The organism is Pseudonocardia sp. UM4_GMWB1, assembly GCF_017312155.1.
Classification (GTDB): Bacteria; Actinomycetota; Actinomycetes; order Mycobacteriales; family Pseudonocardiaceae; genus Pseudonocardia; species Pseudonocardia alni.
The window spans coordinates 105,138-123,785 of sequence record NZ_QJPN01000002.1 but is presented as its reverse complement, the minus strand read 5'-3'; the positions used below and the strand labels follow the sequence as shown (position 1 = coordinate 123,785).

Annotated in this window: 21 protein-coding genes, 1 pseudogene and 1 other annotated feature; of the genes and pseudogenes, 10 read left to right on the top strand and 12 right to left on the bottom strand. The window is 70.2% G+C overall.

The annotated features are described in order from the left end of the window. The first annotated feature begins 248 nt into the window (after positions 1-248). Both DMP15_RS28275 and DMP15_RS28270 read left to right on the top strand, forming a co-directional pair. A complete protein-coding gene (locus DMP15_RS28275; RefSeq protein ID WP_337826765.1) occupies positions 249-2,018 on the top strand; it encodes a type IV secretory system conjugative DNA transfer family protein in 1,770 nt (589 codons plus the stop codon). 175 nt (positions 2,019-2,193) lie between these two features. After that, on the top strand, positions 2,194-2,988 hold the full coding sequence (locus tag DMP15_RS28270; RefSeq protein ID WP_337826764.1) for a hypothetical protein: 795 nt from the start codon (positions 2,194-2,196) through the stop codon (positions 2,986-2,988). A gap of 739 nt (positions 2,989-3,727) precedes the next feature. Here the strand turns inward: DMP15_RS28270 and DMP15_RS28265 are convergent. The 4 genes and pseudogenes from DMP15_RS28265 to DMP15_RS28250 form a co-directional block, all read right to left on the bottom strand. Further along, a pseudogene (locus tag DMP15_RS28265) lies at positions 3,728-4,048 on the bottom strand (transposase); the annotation flags it as partial. Positions 4,049-4,055: 7 nt separating this feature from the next. After that, positions 4,056-5,405, bottom strand: coding sequence for an IS30 family transposase (locus DMP15_RS28260; RefSeq protein WP_443217716.1), 1,350 nt, complete (start codon positions 5,403-5,405; stop codon positions 4,056-4,058). Next, entirely contained in the window at positions 5,345-6,202 is an 858-nt protein-coding gene (locus DMP15_RS28255; RefSeq protein WP_337826763.1) for an IS3 family transposase, read from the bottom strand. The genes DMP15_RS28260 and DMP15_RS28255 overlap by 61 nt, the downstream gene beginning before the upstream one ends. Continuing rightward, positions 6,110-6,241: a sequence feature (AL1L pseudoknot), on the bottom strand. (Overlaps the previous gene by 93 nt.) Beyond that, positions 6,199-6,525, bottom strand: coding sequence for a transposase (locus tag DMP15_RS28250; RefSeq protein WP_337826762.1), 327 nt, complete (start codon positions 6,523-6,525; stop codon positions 6,199-6,201). (Overlaps the previous feature by 43 nt.) Before DMP15_RS28250 ends, DMP15_RS28255 begins: the two co-directional genes overlap by 4 nt. Before the next feature lie 182 nt (positions 6,526-6,707). Between DMP15_RS28250 and DMP15_RS28245 the strand changes: the two genes are divergently transcribed. The 5 genes from DMP15_RS28245 (at position 6,708) to DMP15_RS28225 (ending at position 8,571) form a co-directional block, all read left to right on the top strand. Further along, a complete protein-coding gene (locus DMP15_RS28245; protein ID WP_337826761.1) occupies positions 6,708-6,992 on the top strand; it encodes a hypothetical protein in 285 nt (94 codons plus the stop codon). 217 nt (positions 6,993-7,209) lie between these two features. Continuing rightward, the gene (locus tag DMP15_RS28240) at positions 7,210-7,485 is read left to right on the top strand and encodes a hypothetical protein (protein WP_337826760.1); all 276 of its coding nucleotides are present in this window, start codon (positions 7,210-7,212) and stop codon (positions 7,483-7,485) included. Beyond that, on the top strand, positions 7,482-7,664 hold the full coding sequence (locus tag DMP15_RS28235; RefSeq protein WP_281010708.1) for a hypothetical protein: 183 nt from the start codon (positions 7,482-7,484) through the stop codon (positions 7,662-7,664). The genes DMP15_RS28240 and DMP15_RS28235 overlap by 4 nt, the downstream gene beginning before the upstream one ends. Positions 7,665-7,883: 219 nt before the next feature. Beyond that, entirely contained in the window at positions 7,884-8,141 is a 258-nt protein-coding gene (locus DMP15_RS28230) for a hypothetical protein (protein ID WP_281010707.1), read from the top strand. Between the two features lie 19 nt (positions 8,142-8,160). Further along, a complete protein-coding gene (locus DMP15_RS28225) occupies positions 8,161-8,571 on the top strand; it encodes a Clp protease N-terminal domain-containing protein (protein WP_281010705.1) in 411 nt (136 codons plus the stop codon). Between the two features lie 101 nt (positions 8,572-8,672). Here the strand turns inward: DMP15_RS28225 and DMP15_RS28220 are convergent, their stop codons facing one another. The 5 genes from DMP15_RS28220 to DMP15_RS28200 all read right to left on the bottom strand — a co-directional run bounded on the left by DMP15_RS28220 (position 8,673) and on the right by DMP15_RS28200 (position 12,231). Further along, a complete protein-coding gene (locus DMP15_RS28220; protein ID WP_281010704.1) occupies positions 8,673-8,945 on the bottom strand; it encodes a hypothetical protein in 273 nt (90 codons plus the stop codon). Positions 8,946-9,064: 119 nt separating this feature from the next. Next, positions 9,065-10,063 carry a hypothetical protein gene (locus DMP15_RS28215; protein ID WP_337826759.1) on the bottom strand — a complete coding sequence of 333 codons (999 nt, stop codon included), beginning with the start codon at positions 10,061-10,063 and terminating at the stop codon, positions 9,065-9,067. A 559-nt stretch (positions 10,064-10,622) separates the two neighbouring features. Next, positions 10,623-10,982: a hypothetical protein gene (locus DMP15_RS28210; RefSeq protein ID WP_075313129.1), complete on the bottom strand. Its 360-nt coding sequence runs from the start codon at positions 10,980-10,982 to the stop codon at positions 10,623-10,625. A gap of 362 nt (positions 10,983-11,344) precedes the next feature. Further along, on the bottom strand, positions 11,345-11,716 hold the full coding sequence (locus DMP15_RS28205) for a hypothetical protein (protein ID WP_100877196.1): 372 nt from the start codon (positions 11,714-11,716) through the stop codon (positions 11,345-11,347). Positions 11,717-11,898: 182 nt separating this feature from the next. After that, positions 11,899-12,231 carry a hypothetical protein gene (locus tag DMP15_RS28200; protein WP_100877195.1) on the bottom strand — a complete coding sequence of 111 codons (333 nt, stop codon included), beginning with the start codon at positions 12,229-12,231 and terminating at the stop codon, positions 11,899-11,901. 186 nt (positions 12,232-12,417) lie between these two features. Between DMP15_RS28200 and DMP15_RS28195 the strand changes: the two genes are divergently transcribed. The 3 genes from DMP15_RS28195 (at position 12,418) to DMP15_RS28185 (ending at position 16,306) form a co-directional block, all read left to right on the top strand. Continuing rightward, positions 12,418-13,674, top strand: coding sequence for an IS256 family transposase (locus DMP15_RS28195; protein WP_337826758.1), 1,257 nt, complete (start codon positions 12,418-12,420; stop codon positions 13,672-13,674). A 309-nt stretch (positions 13,675-13,983) separates the two neighbouring features. Next, the gene (locus DMP15_RS28190) at positions 13,984-15,309 is read left to right on the top strand and encodes an integrase (RefSeq protein WP_179763269.1); all 1,326 of its coding nucleotides are present in this window, start codon (positions 13,984-13,986) and stop codon (positions 15,307-15,309) included. A gap of 81 nt (positions 15,310-15,390) precedes the next feature. Continuing rightward, positions 15,391-16,306 (top strand): IS5 family transposase gene (locus tag DMP15_RS28185; protein ID WP_376772685.1). Its coding sequence is split into 2 segments (ribosomal slippage): positions 15,391-15,803 and positions 15,802-16,306, totalling 918 coding nucleotides; the frame shifts between segments, so codons are not numbered across the junction. 682 nt (positions 16,307-16,988) lie between these two features. Here DMP15_RS28185 and DMP15_RS28180 read toward each other — a convergent pair. Genes DMP15_RS28180 through DMP15_RS28170 form a run of 3 tightly spaced genes read right to left on the bottom strand, consistent with a single transcriptional unit; the run spans position 16,989 to position 18,515 of the window. After that, positions 16,989-17,663, bottom strand: coding sequence for a TlpA family protein disulfide reductase (locus DMP15_RS28180; RefSeq protein ID WP_179763268.1), 675 nt, complete (start codon positions 17,661-17,663; stop codon positions 16,989-16,991). 1 nt (position 17,664) lies between these two features. Beyond that, positions 17,665-18,123 (bottom strand): TlpA family protein disulfide reductase, encoded by a 459-nt coding sequence (locus DMP15_RS28175; RefSeq protein WP_253066769.1) that lies wholly within the window; start codon positions 18,121-18,123, stop codon positions 17,665-17,667. Then, entirely contained in the window at positions 18,120-18,515 is a 396-nt protein-coding gene (locus tag DMP15_RS28170; RefSeq protein WP_253066768.1) for a hypothetical protein, read from the bottom strand. Before DMP15_RS28170 ends, DMP15_RS28175 begins: the two co-directional genes overlap by 4 nt. Positions 18,516-18,648: the final 133 nt, after the last annotated feature.

Genomic DNA, 18,648 nt, shown 5'->3' with positions numbered 1-18,648 from the left:
GCGACTCCGCCTCGTCCCGCCCTCCGATGCCGTCAGGGCCGACCGCCGCTGCGTGGAGATCCGTGCGGTGGGCGGTGAGCCGGGTGTGGTGGTGGGTGCTGCTACCGCTGGTGCGGTCGGTCGTGGCCTCTGCGGTGTGGGCTGGGCTCGGGCAGCGCTCGGCCGCGGTCCTGTCCCGAGGAGTGATTCAGGTGGGCGCCGGGTGTTCCCTGTCGTTGGGGATGGTGTTGCTGTGTGGGCCGGCGGTCGTGGCGATCGTGGTCGGCGCCGTCGTCACGGGCGGCGCCGCGCTGCTGGTGTGGCGCCGGGTCATGCCCGTTGTGGTGCCGGCGGCAGGCCTGGTGTTGGGGGCAGGCCTGCTGCTTTTTCCCGGGACGCTGGTGACAGTCACTGGGCTCGTCCTGACGGCGTGCGGCGGCGCGGTGCTGGCGATCCCGATCGGGAGGGCGGCCTATGCCCACACCGAGAGGTCCCGGGTCCGGACCGGTTATGGAGTCGACGGGTGGGCCGGGTGGTGGGATCTGCATCGGCACCTGTCCCTGCATGCGGTTCGCCTGGTCGCCGCGGTGACCAGGCCCAGTGTGACCGCGGAGGTCAGCTGTGACGGGTCTGGGGGCGGCTTGGTCCCCGGGTTGGTGGAGCGCCTACCGGCCCGGCGGTGTGGGACCTGGCTGGGTCGTTCGGTGGTCGGGCCGGTGATCGGTACCGACTGTTATGCATCGCATCGGGATGTGGTTGGTCTGGTGGCTCCGCCGCAGACCGGGAAGACGGCGTTGATGGGCCATCACATCCTCGACCACGACGGCCCGCTGCTGGCCACCTCGACCAAACCCGACCTGTACACCTACTGCGGCGGGAAACGGGCTCAGCAGGGCCCGGTGTGGTTGTTCAACCCCGAGCAGCTCGGCGATCTGAGGTCCTCGGTGTGGTGGTCTCCGGTGTCGGGGTGCGCGGACGCGCAGGTGGCTGCGGTGCGGGCTGGGTTGCTGGTCGGTGGTGTGTCGACAAGCGAGGACGGCGGTGATCGCTGGGATCAGTGGTCGGTCAGTGTGCTCACCGCCTTGCTGATGGCCGCGGACCTGTCCGGCGCGGATATGGCCACGGTTGCCCGGTGGGTGTTCTCCCCGACCAGTGACGCGCGCAGTGGTGGAGCCGGCGAGGCTCTGCAGATCCTGGGCCGGAATCCCGGCAGGCGCGTTCCGGAGGGGACGCTGGATGCTCTGCGTCAGGTTCTGGCGACCGATGCCCGCAAGACCCGCGATTCGATCTTCATGACCTTGTCCGAAGCGGTGAAGTTCATGACCGATCCGCAGGTTGCTGCTCTGGTCACCGGTGACGCGGGCGGCCAGGAGCTCGATGTCGAGCAGCTCGTTGCTGGTCGCGGATCGTTGTTCGTGGTCGGGTCGGACCGCGAGCATGCCTCGATCGCGCCGCTGTTGGCGGCGATGACGGGCCATCTTTTCGAGACGGCCAAACGGGTCGCCTCGTCGCGGCCGAAGGGGCGTCTGGATCCGCCGCTGGGGTTGTTCCTCGACGAAGCTGCGTTGATCACACCGGTGCCGCTGGACCGCTGGGTGGCCGACGCCGGTGGCCGTGGGATCCACATCGAGTGGGCGGTGCAGTCACCGTCCCAGCTCGCTCAGCGTTGGGGCACCAAGGGTGGCGAGACGATCTGGAACGCCACCAACGCCAAGGTCATTTTCGGGGGGCTGTCGCTGCGTGAGGACTTGGAGAAGGCCTCGGTGTTGTGTGGGGACAGGCACGAGCCGCTGTACACCGGCGGGGGCGAGGAGCGCTACGAGAAGGTGCGGGTGTGCCCGGTCGACCGGGTGCGCACGATCCCGCAGTGGCACGCGCTGCTGATCCATCGCGCGACCCCCGCGACCGTGGTGCGAGTCAGTCCGGTGTGGGAGCGGTCTGACCTGTGCCCGCCGCCTGCGATCATCACCTGGACGCCCGGTGTGACGCGCGGTGGGGTTCCTGCCGCCGCGCAGGCGGTGGGTCCGGTGGCCGCGTAGATCTGGCTGGTCCAGCGCACCTGCGCCGGACCAGCCACTGTCGCCGTGTCGTTGAGACGAGGGGAGACCGGTCACTGTGACCAGCGATGGGCCGGGACCGCCGCAGGGCGAGGATCGATCTGCTCCTGGGGGGCGTCGGCCGTGGGCGGTCGTCGTGGGGGAGCAGCTGCGCCAGGTGCAGCGCGAGCTCGACGCCACGGCCCGGCAGGGTGATGAGACCGCCGGTCACGTCGCCGAGATCGCCGACATTCTCGGTCGCATGAGCCCCCGGCTTGACGACGTCGAACAAGGGGTTGCCGCCCTCGGTGGCGCGGTCGAGGCCGCCGTTGCGGGGGCGGGTGCCGGGGACGCGGAGGACGAGGCGCTGTCGCTGACCCCGGCGCTGCGCTGGTCGCAGCTGGATCGCACCGCCAAGCACGCCGCGTGGGACGCCCTGGGAGGATTCGTCTCCGAGGTGCTCAACGACGACTACCAACTGTCGCGGCTGGAGCTACCCGACTGCTGGCCGGTGCACCCGCGCGCGGTGCGTGAGCTCGCGTGGCTACGCACCCTCTACATCTCCTCCAGCGCCCCCGGAACCCGCCCGGAGCTGGTAGCCGAGTGGCACGTGCGCTGGCTCCCGGCCGCGATCACCAACCTCGCAGTGGCCATCGACGGGCGCGAGTGCGCCCCGGGCAAGCACCGCGTGACCGAGGAAGAACGCCGCCGCTACGACGACGCCGTCCAGGAGGCCGGCTCCGCCGGCCAGCATCCGCCGGCACTGACCTCCGAGCGGAGTGTCGATCGCCCCCGGTACTTCCCCGCCCAGTTCCCGCCGCTGCGGGGTCACGATCCCAGCTACGGCGCGCGCCAGGCTCGGGTGGCGCTGCTCGACGCGGAGACGCCGGCACCGCCGAGTCGCCCAGAGCACTGGCGGGAGTACTTCCTCGACGCCCGTATGGCCGACATCGGGGACGGGACCGGCGCCTGACGCATCCGGCCGGCTGATCCGATAGTCAGCTCGCCACGACCGTCGCCCGTTACGGGCGGGTCGATGTGCTCTGCATCGGTGTGACCTGACGCCGACGGGCCGGTTCGCAGCCTTACGGCTGCCTGACGATCTGTCGGAAGGGTGCACCACCGCACCTTCGGCGGCGTCTCATCGCAACCCGCTCCGACCTGTACGCCGGCTCCCCGTCGCCGTGCCTGTTCGCTCCAGAAGAATCCAATATGTCCGAGATCCTCGCGAAGATGGCCGACTCCACCGCACGGCAGCTCGAGGAGCGCGCCGCGAAGGCCACCGACCCCGTGAAGCGGGACAAGTTGCTCGCTAAAGCTGCGAAGCAGCGGCTGGAAGCCGAGGGATACCGGCGGCCGAGGAGATCGGCACCGACTCCGCCGCGGGCACTGCGGCCGGGCCCGATGCAGGGCACCGGTGCGCCGCTGCCCGCACCAGGCCCCGGTCCGGGGGCTCCCCCAGCTGGGATGAACCCCATGGACGCGCCGACGCATCAGCTCCGGCCAGTGCAGCGGGGTGTGGGCCCTGCTGTGCCGCCCTCGCCGCAGCATGGCTTCATCCCGGCGCAGGGCGCCCCGTTGCCTGAGCCGGCCCAGCCGGGCACGGCCCCGATGCCGCGCGCCAAGAAAATCGGGATCGGCGTCGTCGCAGTGTTCGCGCTGATCGGTGCTGCGTCGGTGTTCGGGAACGGGGACGCTGAAGCGCCCCGGGTTCAGTGGAGGCTGGGTTCTCCCGAGATCGGTGTGTCTCGGTCTGGTTGGTGAGCGTAGTAGTTCTGTTCGTACTCGACCGGCGGCATGTTGCCGATCATGGAGTGCAGCCGGTGAGTGTTGAACCAGTGCACCCAGCTCGCGGTGGCCAGCTCGAGATCGTCGACTGAGCGGATCGGTCCGTCACGACCGATGCACTCGGTCTTGTAGAGCCCGATCACCGACTCGGCCATCGCGTTGTCGTAGCTGTCACCGACCGAGCCGATCGAGGCGATCGCGCCGGCCTCGGCGAGGCGGTCGCCATACCGGATGGCGCAGTACTGCCTGGGTTCAACCGGTCGTTGCAACACCGGGTTGTTGGAGTGAGCGTAGCTGCTCTTCGAACACTTCGGCGGGGGTCTTCCAGTCGAGGCTCTTGCGGGGCCTGTTGTTGAGCGCGAGGGCGACGGCTTCGAGATCTTCGGCGGACCAGCGCGAGAGATCTGTGCCCTTCGGGAAGTACTGCCGCAGAAGCCCGTTGGTGTTCTCGTTCGTCGGCCGCTGCCAGGGTGAGTGGGGGTCGGCGAAGAACACCTTCGTGCCTGTCTCGAGCGCGAACTGGGCGTGTCCGGAGAGCTCCTTGCCGCGATCCCAGGTGAGCGTCTGGCGGAGCTGTTCGGGCAGCGTCGTCATCGACATGGTCAGGGCGGCGTTCATCGCCGCGGCGCCGTATCCGCCCAGCGCGGGACCGTTCTTGACCGGCGGGGTCTCACCCCAGCCGTTCAGCCGCGGCAAGTGCACCAGCAGGGTCGAGCGGCTCTTGCGTTCTACGATCGTGCCGATGGCGGAGCGACCGGTGCCGATGATCAAGTCGCCTTCCCAATGCCCGGGAACAGCACGGTCCGCCGCCTCTGCGGGGCGCTTCGAGAACACGACATCGGCGGTGACGTGTCCTTGCGGGCGATTCTGCGCGCGAGCCCGCGGCTGCCGCAGCGCACGTCCTGTTCGCAGGCAGGCGACGAGTTCGCGTTTGAGCGCGCCACGGCCCTGGATGAACAGCGACTGGTAGATCGCCTCGTGGCTGATGCGCATGGACTCATCATCCGGGAAATCGACCTTCAAACGGTGCGAGATCTGCTCCGGACTCCACGCGGTCGCCCACCGCCGATCCTGCCGATGCGGCTTGTTCAGCCCCTTCCATGCTGGCGGCTCCGGCCCAACGACGATGCTGCCGTCCGGCCGGCGCACGCCCCCAGCGAGCCGCTCCTGCACGTACTCCCGCAGCTCGTCGTTGCTCGCGAGCTTCGCGGTCTTCGGTCGTTTCGCTGCCTGCTGGGCCTTCCACTGCGCCACCAGCGCTCGGTACTCCGCCTTCCCTCCCCGGGTGGCCGCGTTGCGACGCAGCTCGCGAGAGACGGTCCCCGGGTCACGCCCGATCGCCCGGCCGATCTCGCGCACTCCCGTGTTCTTGGCGTGCAGGATCGCGATCTCCTCACGCTCCTCGAAGGACAAGTAGCGGCCGCTGGGCTCGGCCAGTGAGATCGGAGGCATACCGCCAGCGTGGCGAAACCACCGTGCGCCGACCGGCACAGACACGCCCACCTTCAGCGCCGCCTCGGCTGAGGTGATGCCCGTCGCGATCAACCGCCAGAACTGCCGCTGCACCGCACGCGAGGGCTCGGGCCGCCCAGGCGAACGCATCGGGGGCCGCAACGCCCGATCCGCCCGCCACTGACGTCTAGCCCCTTCGGGCACCTCGCTCGTCTTCGCGATCCAGTCCTTCGTCGCCACTGCCGAACACCTCCATGATCGAGGTGTTGCGACGACCAGTTGAATCCGCCCTGACTGCCCGCGTCGCTGTGATGGATCAGCCCGTCCAGGCGCCCGTCGGTGGTCTGACCTGCGCTATCACGGGTCCACAACGCCATCTCCAGAGCGTCGAGCGGAAGCTCGGTGGGCATCGAGGCGGCGCAGCGCCATCCGACGATGCGCCGGGAGAACACGTCGGAGACGAACGCGGTGAACACCATCCCCGACCAGGTCGGCACGTAGGTCAGGTCGACCACCCAAAGCCGGTTCGGTGCGGCGGCGGTGAAGTTCCGGTCGACCAGATCAGGCGCGCGTGTGGCCTGCCGGTCGGGCTGGGTGGTCAGCACCGGCTGTCCGCGGCGGACCCCGCGCAGGCCAAGCTGGCGCATCAGCCGCTCCACCGTGCACCGGGCGACCGGACTCCCTGCGGCGCCCGTGACGCCGTCACGGCGCAGCTGGTGCCACATCTTGCGGGCTCCGTACACGCCGCGGCCCTTTGTCCGGTCCCAGAACGTGGCCTCGATCGTCTCGGCCAGGGCGGCGTCGGACAGTGCTCGCCGCGAGGGCGGGCGGGTCTTGGCTGCATAGTAGCCGCTCGGGGCGATCGTGGCGCCGTGCTGGGTCAACACGGCACAGATCGGCTCGACCCCGAACCGGTCCCGGTGGGCGTCGATGTAGTCGACGATCACCGCAGTCGGCGGTCGAGCTCCGCCGAGGCGAAAAACGCCGAGGCGGTCTTGAGGATCTCGTTCGCCCGCCGCAGCTCGGCGTTCTCCCGACGCAGCCGGGTCAACTCGTCGCGGTCACTGGTCGTGGTCCCAGGCGCCAGCCCGTCGTCGATATCGGCCTGCTTGCACCAGCCCCGCAGCGTATCGGGCAGGATCCCCAGCTGCGGCCCGATCCGCTTGCAGGCGGCGTTGACCGACAGGCCGGGCTCCTGCTGTCGTGCTTCCCGGACCATGCGCTTGGCCCGCTCACGCATCTCGTCGTTGAACTTCCTCGGTGCCGGCACGAAGACCACCTTCCCGTGGCTTCAGAACCTCCACCAGACCCGGGGCGCTTCACGCCGCGCAGGACGGATTCGACGCGGCGACCGCTCCGCCCGCACCGTCGGCAGCCGCTCCGGCTGCCGCTCCGGTGGCGTCCGGGCCGGACCCGGCGGACGTGCGAGCGTGCCAGCGGGCCGGTGAGGTAATGGAGGCTTGGGCCCCAGCGGCGCAGGGCCTGTCCACCGGTGAGACGGACCTGCCCGAGCTGGCGCGGGAAACTCGCACGGCGATGGACGGCATGTCCGAGGTGCCGATCATCGCGAACGACCCGGGGGTGACTGCGGCGTCGCGCGTGTTGACGGGGCAACACGAGATGATCGCGGCCGCTGCCGGTCGCGGTGACCTGTCGAACCTGGCGACACTGGCTGGTGACGGCGCCGGGATGGTGGACGACCTGGTGAGCGCCTGCCGGTCGGCCGCGAGCGCCTGAAGCTAGCTCTGCTGGGCGGCCATACGGCTCCGGCCCCTGGCAACCTGGGCGGCCCGTTCCGCGTTCCGGGGCGAGCTCGGGCGACCGGGCCGCATCCCCCCGGGGTGGACCCGGCCGCCGGGTGCGGCTCGGCGCGGGGGTCGACCGGACACCGCACCCCGGCCGGATGCCCAGTGGCGGCCCGGCTACTCGCTGCGCCACGATCGGGGATGTGGACTTGACGCCTCTCCAGCGGGTGACGCTGCACCGCCTCGTCGACAGCGGGCAGGGCCCGGGGTCGCAGCCCCGGACCGCATTGCGGTGGCTGCGCCGCTACGGACTCGTCGACGCGGACGGCTTCCCCACCGACGAGGGGCGGGCGTACCTGGCGGAGCTGCACCAGCAGCGGCGACGTCGGATGGATCGGCACGAGGCGGAGGATCGGCGGCGCCGCGAGGACCCAGCGTGGAGGATGCGGGACGCGATCCGGCGGTGGAAGGCCGGCGAGCGTTGAGCGGTGACGGGTCGTCCGCGGAGGAGCTGACCGACGCGGCGGTGTCGCGGATCCAGGCGGTGTACGACTCGGCGGTGCTGAAGCGCATCACCGCGTCCCGTGCCCGAACCCGGGCCGCACAACTGGAGCAGGAGGCCGCGCCGGAGGGCACGCGCCCGGTGGTCTACGCGAGTAAGTGACTCGATATCGCTATTTGCTCCGATTGGAGGTATCGGCCCGTTTATCCGATTCCGTAGCTTAGCGGGTCCGCGCGGACACCCACTGCTACGACGGATCGGAAGATCATGCGAGCACGACTCAAGTCCGCGTCCCGCGCTGCCCTCGCGGTATTCGCCACCCTCGCCCTCTCAATCGGGACAGCGCTTGCTCTGGCAACACCGGCACACGCCACATAGGAGGTGCCGTGCACCTCGACCACGTCATTCGCCCTGTCGACACCGTTCGACAACTTCGGTACGACCTGCTTCGACGGCGGCGGCCCCGTCAACAGCGTGGTGTCGGTGTCCCTCGGCGCGAACGGCTTCAACGCGGGCCCGAGCAGCGGGAACCTGTACCTCATCGACGGCTCGAGTATCCCGTTCTCGAACGGCGACATCGTCAATTTCCCACAGATCATCGACGTCACCGGTGTCCAGGTGTTGCTCCGGGTCCGCTGACCGGGCGCACACTGAGGTGATGGAACGCGTAGACCTGACTCCGCTGCTGCGGGTGCCGGATGCCTGCCCGGTGTGCGGCGGGCCGGTGCAGTCCGAGCCGGTGTCCGTCGCTGGGCGAACCGAACCGATCGGGACCCGCTGGTCGTGCCTGAACGGCTGCGATCCGCGGGACGCACCGGACGCGGAGGAGATCGTGAAGCCCGTCGAGCTTCCGCCGACACCTCGGCTCCAGGCCGTGCTCCATCGTGCAGCTCGGCTCGCTCACGATCAGGGCCTCAACGCGCTCACGGTCGAGCACGTCGTTCTCGCCGCGCTGGAGGACGAGCGTTCGGTGCCGGCGCAGGTCTTTGGTCAGCGCGCCGACTCGGCGGTCCTGCGGGCCGACCTGGAGCGGGTGATGCGATCACCGGAGTACCGCGCCAATCTGTAGGCCGTCCGTCCCGGTCACACATCCCGGGACGGCCGCACGGCCCGCCCCCGTTACTGCCGGGGGCGGGCCGTCGTCGTCTGGGGCGGCGCGGTCAGTCGTGGTCAGCACCGCAGGTTGTAGAGCGACCAGCTGGTTTCCTGGCTCTGGGTCGGGTTCCCGTTGGAGATGCAGCAATACTTCGAGGTGTCGGGCGCTCCCCGGTAGGCCGCGATCGCCGCGTCACATGCTCCTCTGTTCTTGTAGGGCGCGACGTAGCTCCAGGTTGGGGACTGGGCAGGGGCGATGGGAGCTGCGGCGGCGACCCCGGCACCGACCGAGGTCAGTGTGGCGGCCCCGAGTGCGAGGCCGATCATCGTGGATCTGAGAACCCGCATGGTCCTACTCCTCCTGCTTGGTGATCTTGGACCTGACGGAGGCTAGGAGCACTCTCTCGGGACCCCTACCGAACTCGACTCGAAGCCCGGAGGGGGCCTGCTGCGGCGGCACGGCCAGTTCATCGGATCCGCCTGGTCCTCGTCCCAGACCGGTGCGGGACTCCCTGTGTACGGCTCGACGGGAGATCGCGGGCCTCGCGCAGCTCGCGGAGGTGCTCGCTGAGCGCTTCCCTGGCGGCCATCCGGGCCCCTCGTCCCGCCGGCCGGTCCCGCAGAACCGGCGACAGCGGCGCAGGAGGGGTGGGCCCGTTGCCGGTGCTCGCGCGCATCCGGCCGATCTGTACGGCGCGGATCTCGCCGAGGCGTCCCTGCCAGGGGCGCAGGCGGGCGCCGATGACCCGCAGGGGATCCCGGGCACCGGTGGTGACCGGTCCACGCGGTCGGTCGGGATGGTCGGGGTGGTGTTCGAGTGCGTGGCGCAGCCCAGCGACGGTCGCGCCGGCCTCCCACCACGGCTTGAGCAGCGACCGGGCACGCCAGATGTCGATCGTGCCCCGTTGTCGGCCTCCTAGGCCGAGAAGCGTGAGCAGGGTGAGGGTGGCCCGGTTCCTTGCACCGGGGGTGTCGGGGACGTTGTAGGGATGCCACTTGCTTGCTTTGGTGAGGCTAGACCGTCTGCCGCCCGACAAGGGCTTAAGACTCACGTAAGAAGTGGGGAGGTCGCCACTTTCATCCACAGTGGTCTGAGCTGGGTGTTCGTGTGCGTGGTCGGTCGGGGTGGTGAGCTGGGGGAGGGGGCTGTGGGTGACCAGGGCGTAGGTCGGTGTGCGGCCGGTGTCGGTGCCGAGGAACTCGGCGCTGGCCCCGGCTTCGACGACAACGAGCAAGCCGCGGTCGCGGGCCCAGGCCAGGACGCGGGACACGGTGCGGGCGGCGCGGCCGCCGGCGGCGCCGAGGCGGTCGGTGGTGAGCCCGGTGATCAGGCCGGTGTCCCAGTCCATGTGGCAGACCAGGCGGCGCAGGATCGCCGACCAGCTCGCGCGCTTGTCCGAGCGCCACTCCTCGTCGTCGACGAGGCGGGCGATGTAGCCGAGGGCCTCGGGCTGGGAGGTCAGCACCCGCCACTCGCGGTCGATGAAGTTGCGCCACCCGGGGTGCGGGGTGAACCCGCGGGCGTGTCGGGCGCGGGCGCGGGTGACACCGCGGGCGCGCGCTCGGGCGGTGGGCGGCAGAGCGCGGCTCGGGCGCCCGGGACCGCTGGATGAGCCTGAGGTCGAGCGCGCGGCGCGGCCGCGCGGCGCGCGACGAGGTGCGGCAGTGCGGCGGATGCCGAAGTCGCCGGCGGGCGGTTGCGCGCCGAGGGGGAGCTGGTGGAGCAGGCAGAGGTCGGAGGTGGGGCCGGAGGCCAGGGTGAACGCGCCGTGCTCGTAGCAGCAGATGCAGAACCCGGTCTCCGCCGCTGGTGAGCGGCGGTTTTCCGGGCACGACGAATTCGCCCCGTGTCTAAGGTGGTTGGCTCCCGGCCCAGGATGTATCCTGGACACGCGAAAGCGCCCCTTCTTCGCAGGTGGGGTAACGGCCCCGGTTCGCCGGGGCTACGGCATCAGGCGGGTGCAGGTCCGGCTGACGCGAGAACGATCCGAGGCGGTCTCCTGGCAGGGAGACCGTCTCGTTCTTTTAGGAGGCCTTGGTCAGGGGCTGCTCCGGGCGGTTGTACTGAACCGGGATCTGGCCCGGAATCTCGTTGCGGTAGCGCAGGCCCAGGTGGATCAGTGAGCCGGCGACGAGCGAGATGCTGCGGTCGCGTTCCCGGGCGATCTCGCGGACGACCTGGTCGTCGGTGAGGGGGATCCGGGCGGTGAAGTCTGTCGACTCGCTGGTGGGGACACGAAGAGGCAACTCGTCTGGGAGCTCGTCGACGTGCTGGAGCCCGATGTTGATGAGCTTCGCGGCAGTCTCGGAGACGTACCAGCCGAGGTTGGTGGCCAGCGTCTTGAGCGCAAGATCGTCGGCCAGCAGTACCCGTGGAAGAACCACTGCACGCGGGCCCTTCGACGGGCGCCCTGTTGGTCTTCTCGCCATGGCGGTGATCCTGCCCGGTTTTCTGAAACCAGAACAGCGCGACACGCCCGCCATCTTTCAGAAATTCTGACACCGGACCGGTGCAACATCAGGGCAGTGCGTCGGCCCTGGGGTGAGCGCCGCAAGCGTCGGCGGCAACGGACCTGTCAGCGCGGTCGCAGGCGTCGCTAGTGAAGGCGGGGTTGCTCGCCGCCTGCACCAGCGGCCGTTGCTACAGCTGCATCACGGCAGCGGCCGGGTGCTCTATCTCGGGTGCCTTCACGCCAGCGGGCGGCATCCCAGGACCGACATCTTGCACGAGTCCTCGAGGGCGGGGGTCAGCCCCTCGGTGTCAGATCCTCACCGCCGAGTCCGACCAGCGTGGCCGGCAGCGGTGGGCGGCCTGCGGGGTCAGCTGCGACAGGGTCGGATGGGTTCCGGCCGTACATCGAGGTCCAGGGGGTCCGGTACTGCACCGCGTGTTCGCCGTGGCCGTCGGTGGGGTGCCAGGTCGACACCGAGACCACCAGCGCCCCGCAGCTGCTGCAGGCACCGATCGCGGCCGACATGCGTTCGCCCGGGCGTAGCGGCTCGGCGAGGTGGCTCCACTCGATCGGCTCGAGGTCAGCCGGGTCTGCTCCGCTCGGCGCGATCGGGCCGGAGCCGATCAGGCCGTGGACCTGCGCGCCGGGGTGAGTGCAAGTGCTCATCGGGGTGCTCCTCGTCGTGGTGTCTTTCCCCGAGCCAGGGAGGTCGTTCCCCGGCGTTCCTGGGCGGTCTGGCGGGCAGGCCGCCCGTGGCCGGCTCCCCGGCCCGCGTTGTCGGGATGGGTCCTGCCTTGGTTGTGCTGATGTCCGCACGGTTCTACTTGGCTTCGGGTCGTCGGTGCAGCTCAGGTGCGGCGCCACCACCAGGGGAGTGACGGGTCGGCGGTGGGATTGTTCAGGGTCTTGTCCAGGAACCGGGCGTCGAGCTGGGCGATCTGGCGGCGGAGCGATGCGCGACGATGCCGAGGTAGGGCGTGCAGGGCCTGCTCGAGGACGTCTCGGCTGAACGGGCCGATGAACTGGACCCAGTCGTTGTTCTCTCGCTGGAGCGTGGAACGTGGCTTGAGGGTGACGCGACGCCACGAGAGAAGATCGGTGCGGACGCTGCCCGAGGTGAGCCGTGGTCGGTCGAGTCGGTCGAGCGCCCGGCTGGTCGAGAGCGAGACACCGCGTATCACAGTCGGGCGCGGCTCACGCTGGTTTCTCGCCCGTACCTGGGCTGGGCGCCTACGCGGCATGGGTTACGTCCGCGGAGGTGGTGTACGGGTTCGTCGCTGGTGAGCGGCGTGGCGTCGTGACGTGAGACGGCCACCGCGTGATCTTTCTCGAGTACCGACCAAGGAACTCCAGGAAGGACCACCACGATGGCCGCACCACACAGTGTGGACCCTGCCCAGCTTGTCGAGGAGTTCGCCTCGGCGGGTGTGTCGCCGGATCTGTTGCAGACGATGATCGCGACGACGGCGAACGCGTTGATGTCGTCGCAGGCCGATCAGCAGTGCGGGGCCGGCTATGGCGAGCGCAGCAGCGAGCGGACGAACCAGCGCAACGGCTACCGGGCCCGGGAGTGGGACACCCGAGCGGGCACGATCGAGTTGGCGGTGCCGAAGCTGCGCCAGGGCTCCTATTTCCCGGACTGGCTGCTGACCCACCGCCGCCGCGCCGAGCAGGCCCTGGTCACCGTCGTGGCCACGGCCTACCTACTCGGTGTCTCCACCCGGCGGGTGGAGAAGCTGGCCGAACAACTCGGGGTGAAGTCGCTGTCGCGTTCGCAGGTCAGCGAGATGGCCACCCACCTCGACGGGCAGGTCGCCGCGTTCCGCGAGCGCCCGCTCGACCAGGGCCCGTACACGTTCGTGTGGGTCGACGCGCTCACGGTGAAGGTCCGCGAAGACGGCCGGGTGGTCAACGTGCACGCGCTGCTCGCGACCGGGGTGAACGCCGACGGGCACCGCGAGATCCTCGGCCTGGATGTGGCCTCCAGCGAGGACGGAGCGGGCTGGTTGGCGTTCCTGCGCGGTCTGGTCGCCCGCGGCCTGTCCGGGGTCCAGCTCGTCATCTCCGACGCCCATCCCGGCTTGGTGGCGGCGATCGCCTCGGCGTTGCCGGGTGCGGCGTGGCAGCGGTGTCGCACCCACTACCTGCGTAACCTGCTCTCCCGTGTTCCGAAGTCGGCGCAGCCGCATGTCGCTACGCAGGTGCGCACGATCTTCGACCAGCCCGACGCCGACGCCGTCACAGCCCAGTACGGACGCGTGGTCGACACTCTCACCGCGCGCTGGCCCGACGCAGCCGAGCACCTCGACAACGCCCGCGATGAGCTGCTGGCGTTCACCGCATATCCGCGCGAGGTCTGGCGCCAGATCTGGTCGAACAACCCTCAAGAGCGACTGAACAAGGAGATCCGCCGTCGCACCGACGTGGTCGGGATCTTCCCCGGCCGCGACTCCCTGATCCGCCTCGTCGGCGCCGTCCTGGCCGAACAGAGTGATGAGTGGACCGAGAACCGCCGCTACATGGGCCTCGATCTACTGGCCCGCTCACGCATCCGCATCGTCACCACCGAAGCCGCACCGACCGGCAGCGAGGCACTCATGACAACCGAGGCAATAACCGCCTAGAATCCCGAACCAAGATCACGCGGAGTCGATCTCATACACCACTCCGCCGGACGTGACCGCGGCATGGACCTTACGGATCGGAGCCATGCCTCCAGCCTCCAGCCTCCCAGGATCCGGCAGTCGGGAGGAAGGTCAGGGGAGTCTGCCCTGTTCAGGGCCGTCTCCCGCGGGCGGATCTGCCTCGTTTCGGTCGTCGTGGGCGGCGCACCTGGTCACTTCCACCTGTGCGGCTGAGACACGCGATAATCTCCCGTTATCTGACCTATCCCGCGGCCACGGGCGCAGGTCCATGTCCAGGGAGGGCCCCGAATGAGCGTGGAGAAGGCCATCGACGCCCACCCGGGCACCGACATGGGCCCCGGTGCGGGCGCCGCGGCCGAGCCCAGGGTCGAGCTCGACACCGCGCTCGACACCGCGGTGCTGCCCGGTGGCGTCGCGGCCGCGTCCGCCCGTGCCGCGTCGCTGGCCGCGCTGGCCGCCCGCGCCGACGCCCACGCCACCGCCGCGCGGGCGCCGCGCACCCGCGCCGCCTATGCGGGGGACTGGGCGCACTTCTCCCGCTGGTGTGCCGCAGCGGGGCTACCGGCGTTGCCGGCGGCGGTGGACACCGTGCGGCTGTACCTGGCCGACCTCGAGGCCACCCGCACCGCGGACGGACAGGCGGTGTTCTCCCCGGCCACGATGGGCCGGCGCCTGGCCGCGATCGCCGCCGCCCACCACGACGCCGGCCACCCGTCCCCGACCCGCGACCCAGCCGTCGGTGCGGTGCTCACCGGGATCCGCCGCACCCGCGCCCACGCCACACACCAGATGCGCCCGCTCCTGCTGGAGGACCTGCGCACCGTGCTCGCGGACATGGAGTTCGGGACGTGGCCGGCCGGGTTGATCGGCGCCCGCGACGCCGCCGCGCTGCTGATCGGATTCACCGGTGCGCTGCGGCGCAGCGAGCTCGCCGCCCTCACCGTCGCCGACGTGTCTTTCCACCCGGTCGACGGGCTGCACGTGCACATCGCCCGGTCCAAGACCGACCAGACCAGTCGCGGCGCGACCGTGGTGCTGCCCTACGGCGCCCGGGCCGGGACCTGCCCGCCGTGCGCAGTGCTGCGCTGGATGGGGCTGCTCGCCGCCGCCCCGCACGGTCGCCCGGCACTGATGCGCGCGGTCCTGGCCACCCCGTCCTGGCCCGACCTGGGCCACCTGTTCCCGCACCCCGAACCCACCGCCGACAGCGCTGACGACAGCGCTGACGGCGTCGGCGCCTTCTCACCGGTCGACGCCGGCGCGGCGGGGTCTCCCGGGCAGACAGCCCGGTCGTTCCGGGCCCCGGTGCCTGCGCTGGCGGGGCACACACCGCTGCTGCGGGCGATCCGCCGCGGCGGCGCCCTCATCGACACACCGATGACCGGCGACGCCCTGCACGCCATGGTCCGTCGCCGCGCCGACGCCGCAGGCCTGCCGGGCCCGATCGGCTTCCATTCACTGCGCGCCGGGTTCGTCACCACCGCCCGCCGCAACGGCGCCGACCACCGTTCGGTGCGCCGCCAGACCCGCCACACCAGCGACGCCATGATCGAGACCTACGACCGCGACCACGCCCCGCTCGTGGGCAATGCCGTGACCCGGCTGGGCTTGTGAGCACTCGAGTCCGACGGCGAGCTGCTCCACAAGGCGTATCCGCACGGGCCTAGGGCGTGTCTCCGAAATAGGTGGGTCGGGGTGCGCGATGCTGTAGCGGTGTCGCGCACTGCGGTCCTGACCGACGTTCAGTGGGCCCGGCTGGCCCCGCTCCTGCCCTCGTCGGAGGGTCGTCGCGGGCGCCCGTTTCGAGACAACCGTCGAGTACTCGAGGGCATCATCTACCGATACCGGTGCGGCCTGGCCTGGCGGGATGTCCCGTCCGAGTTCGGGCCGTGGCAGACGTTGTGGAAGCGGCACCGCCGCTACTCCGGCGATGGCACCTGGGACCACGTTCTCGCGGCTCTGCTGACCGACGCCGACACCGCCGGGATCGTGGACTGGGCGGTCAGTGTGGACTCCACGATCCTCCGCGCCCACCAACACGCCGCGACCCTGGCCCGCGACACAGGGGGCAGGATCGAATTACACGAATCTGCTCGCCGAGCCCGGCGATCACGCCTTGGGTCGGTCTCGCGGCGGGCTGTCGACGAAGATCCACCAGCTCGTCGATGGTCACGGCCGGCCGCTGGTGGTCCTGCTCGGACCGGGCCAAGGCGGGGACTCGCCGATGTTCCCGCACCTGATGGCGCATCTGAGCATCGCGCGAGCGGGCCCGGGACGTCCCCGAACACGGCCGGAACGACTGCGCGCTGACAAGGCCTACTCCTCGCGCGCGATCCGCCGCCATCTACGCGAGCGGCGGATCGTCGCCGTCATTCCCGAGCCCGCCGACCAGCAAGGACACCGCAAACGGCGAGGGGCACGCGGCGGCCGCCCGCCCGCGTTCGACCGCGCCGATTACCGCAATCGCAACGTCGTCGAACGCGGGTTCTGCCACGTCAAGCAGTGGCGCGGGCTGGCCACCCGTTACGACAAGCTCGCGCTGACCTTCCGCGGCGGCGCCGTCCTGAAGGCGATCGTCACCTGGCTCCGCGCTTTAGGAGACACGCCCTAGGTTGAATTCGGTCAGGCCCGCCACCAGCAGGAATGCTGAAACGAACGCCGAGACTTCTCCCACGGTGGTCGGCGAGACGAACCGGGCTGCGAGTACCCAGCTCAACATCCCCGCGCCAGCGCTAAGCGCCGCGCTGATCGACAGTGCCAGCCCATCGGACCAGGAACGGTCTGGTCTGGAGGCGCCATCGGCATCCGACACTAGTCGTGGCATCGGTGCACTCCGCCACACCTCGCCGGTCGACGGTGTCGCCGCTCGGCGAACCGATGCTCTCGGCCAACATGTGCGGCTCGGTCCGGCGCCCGGCAATCGGCCACGTACCTTCTGCGGAGGGGATGAGGGAGCCTGCTTGTGGCTCTTCGTCGGAGCTGGACGGAAGTCACGTGTCGGCGTCGCTCACGTGCGAGAAGGCCTGCTGACGCCGGCCGTAGGCATGGGCCCAAAGCCGACCGCGATGATGAGCGCGGATATGACTGCGGCGTGCCGCCGCAGGGCCGTCATCACGCGGCTCGTACCGGGCCGCGTCCGCGGGGTTGGTTGTGTACAAGATCCCTCCGCGTGATGAGAAGCCAATCGGCGATTGTGCGCGGGGTAGAACCGTGGTCCATTCGCCACGGTTGCTGCTGTCCGGTCGATGAATCACTCCGGCGTGTCTGGTGACGATCCGTAACGAAGCGGCCGCTTACGGCTCTGCCAGGTACCGCTGTACTGTCCGGGCCACTTCGCCGGGTTCGGTGAAGACCACCGGCGAGGCCACTCGGCGTACTGATCCGTCGGGTCGCAGGACGTAACTGGTTGGGATGGCATTGGGCACCTGGAGGGCGGCCCACAGCGTGCCGCGCGTGTCGACGACCGAGGGGTAGCGGGCGTCGAGATCGGCGAGCAGGCCCAGGGCCGAGGTGGCGTCGTCGCGTACATCGATGCCTACCACGGGCACCGCGCCGGGTAGCTCGGCGTAGGCGTTGAGCACCGGGATCTCCTCGCGGCAGGGTGTGCACCAGGACGCCCACACGTTGAGGAGCGCCGGTCGCCCTGCCAGCGCAGCGGCCAGGTCGACCGTGCCGGGAGTACCGAGACACGGGACCGTGATGTCGGCCAGCGGCCCCCCGGGCGGCGGCCCGACGTCCCCTGGCGTCGGACATGGTGCCAGGTCCGCCCGGGAGCGTAGTGGAGCCAGCTCGGCGTCGGGCGGCATCGCGATGAACGGCTTTTCGCCCGTCACCCGCCACTGTGACGTCTGCGGGTCGCCGGATGCGGGGTCGCTGTCCTGCGGCCACAACGCCACGATCCCGACGATCGCCAGCACGACGACGACAATCGTCCACAGCAGCTCCGAGCGCACGCCGGTCCGCAGCATCTCAACTCCCGAAACCCAGCGGCGCCCCGGAAGAAGGCTGCACCGGCACCGCTGTCCGCGGCTGTGGGCGCTGGCCGGCGAGCACCGCACGGGCCGGCAGCGGGTAGGTCGTCGGTCCGACAGCTTTCGCGACGATGGTGGCGGCCGGATCGATCACGAAGGTCTCCGGCACGCCGAAGATCCCGCTGTCGCGGGTGGCGCGCGGGCCGGGGTCAGTCACATAGCGGTAGTCGTCCCCGCCGCGCCCCCTCGCATCCAGGAACGCCACCGCCGAGTCCGGGCCGTCCTGGTAGTCGATTCCGACGAGCGTGACCCCGGCGTCGCGGTCCTGTTCGGCCACGCTGACCGACGCGGAGTGCTCCTCTTCCCACCACGAGGCCCAGAAGTTGCAAAGGACGACGCGACTGCGCAGCTCGCTGAGAGAAGGTGTGCCGTCTCTCTCGATGTACAGCAGCGTCACCGTTGGTGCCGGCCGGCCAGCGCGGGCATGGATCCGGTCTCGCGCGGCGCAACGCGTGCGAGCACGTGGAACTTGCTGGACGGGCGTCCCCCCGACCGGCGGACACGCATGATCGGTCGTCCCGCGCGCAGTGCGGCCAGCGCTCGTTCGACCCGGTCGAGTACGGCCGTCCTGGTCCGATCATCGGTGCCGACAGGTTCGATCGTCACCGTTCCGAGGAGGTCGGACGCCGAGCCGTACCACTCGTCCGCCCAGCTCACGATGAGCCGCGGGTTGCGTCCGGTCCGCTCCTCACCGATTGTCCGGTGGTCGAACCCGAGCATCGCCAGGATGGGGTCGTCGATGAGCGTGTCGATGATCTGCTGGTGCACGGTCTGGGGAGAAGTGGTCACTCCGCGTCTCCGGGTAGTTCCTCTGCAGCGGCTGCTCCGCCATCCTCGGTACCGGAGGCTAGGAGGCGTCGTGCAGCGGAAGTGCAACCGAAGTTAAAGCGACGGTAAAAATTATCGGGTGGTCGCGAGAGAG

Coding starts and splice junctions, on each gene's coding strand:
- DMP15_RS28205 (WP_100877196.1), bottom strand. CDS start 11,716: ATGAGCACTTGCACTCACCCCGGCGCGCAGGTCCACGGCCTGATCGGC.
- DMP15_RS28180 (WP_179763268.1), bottom strand. CDS start 17,663: ATGCTGCGGACCGGCGTGCGCTCGGAGCTGCTGTGGACGATTGTCGTC.
- DMP15_RS28260 (WP_443217716.1), bottom strand. CDS start 5,405: ATGCGTTCGCCTGGGCGGCCCGAGCCCTCGCGTGCGGTGCAGCGGCAG.
- DMP15_RS28245 (WP_337826761.1), top strand. CDS start 6,708: ATGGAGGCTTGGGCCCCAGCGGCGCAGGGCCTGTCCACCGGTGAGACG.
- DMP15_RS28220 (WP_281010704.1), bottom strand. CDS start 8,945: ATGCGGGTTCTCAGATCCACGATGATCGGCCTCGCACTCGGGGCCGCC.
- DMP15_RS28195 (WP_337826758.1), top strand. CDS start 12,418: ATGGCCGCACCACACAGTGTGGACCCTGCCCAGCTTGTCGAGGAGTTC.
- DMP15_RS28225 (WP_281010705.1), top strand. CDS start 8,161: ATGGAACGCGTAGACCTGACTCCGCTGCTGCGGGTGCCGGATGCCTGC.
- DMP15_RS28190 (WP_179763269.1), top strand. CDS start 13,984: ATGAGCGTGGAGAAGGCCATCGACGCCCACCCGGGCACCGACATGGGC.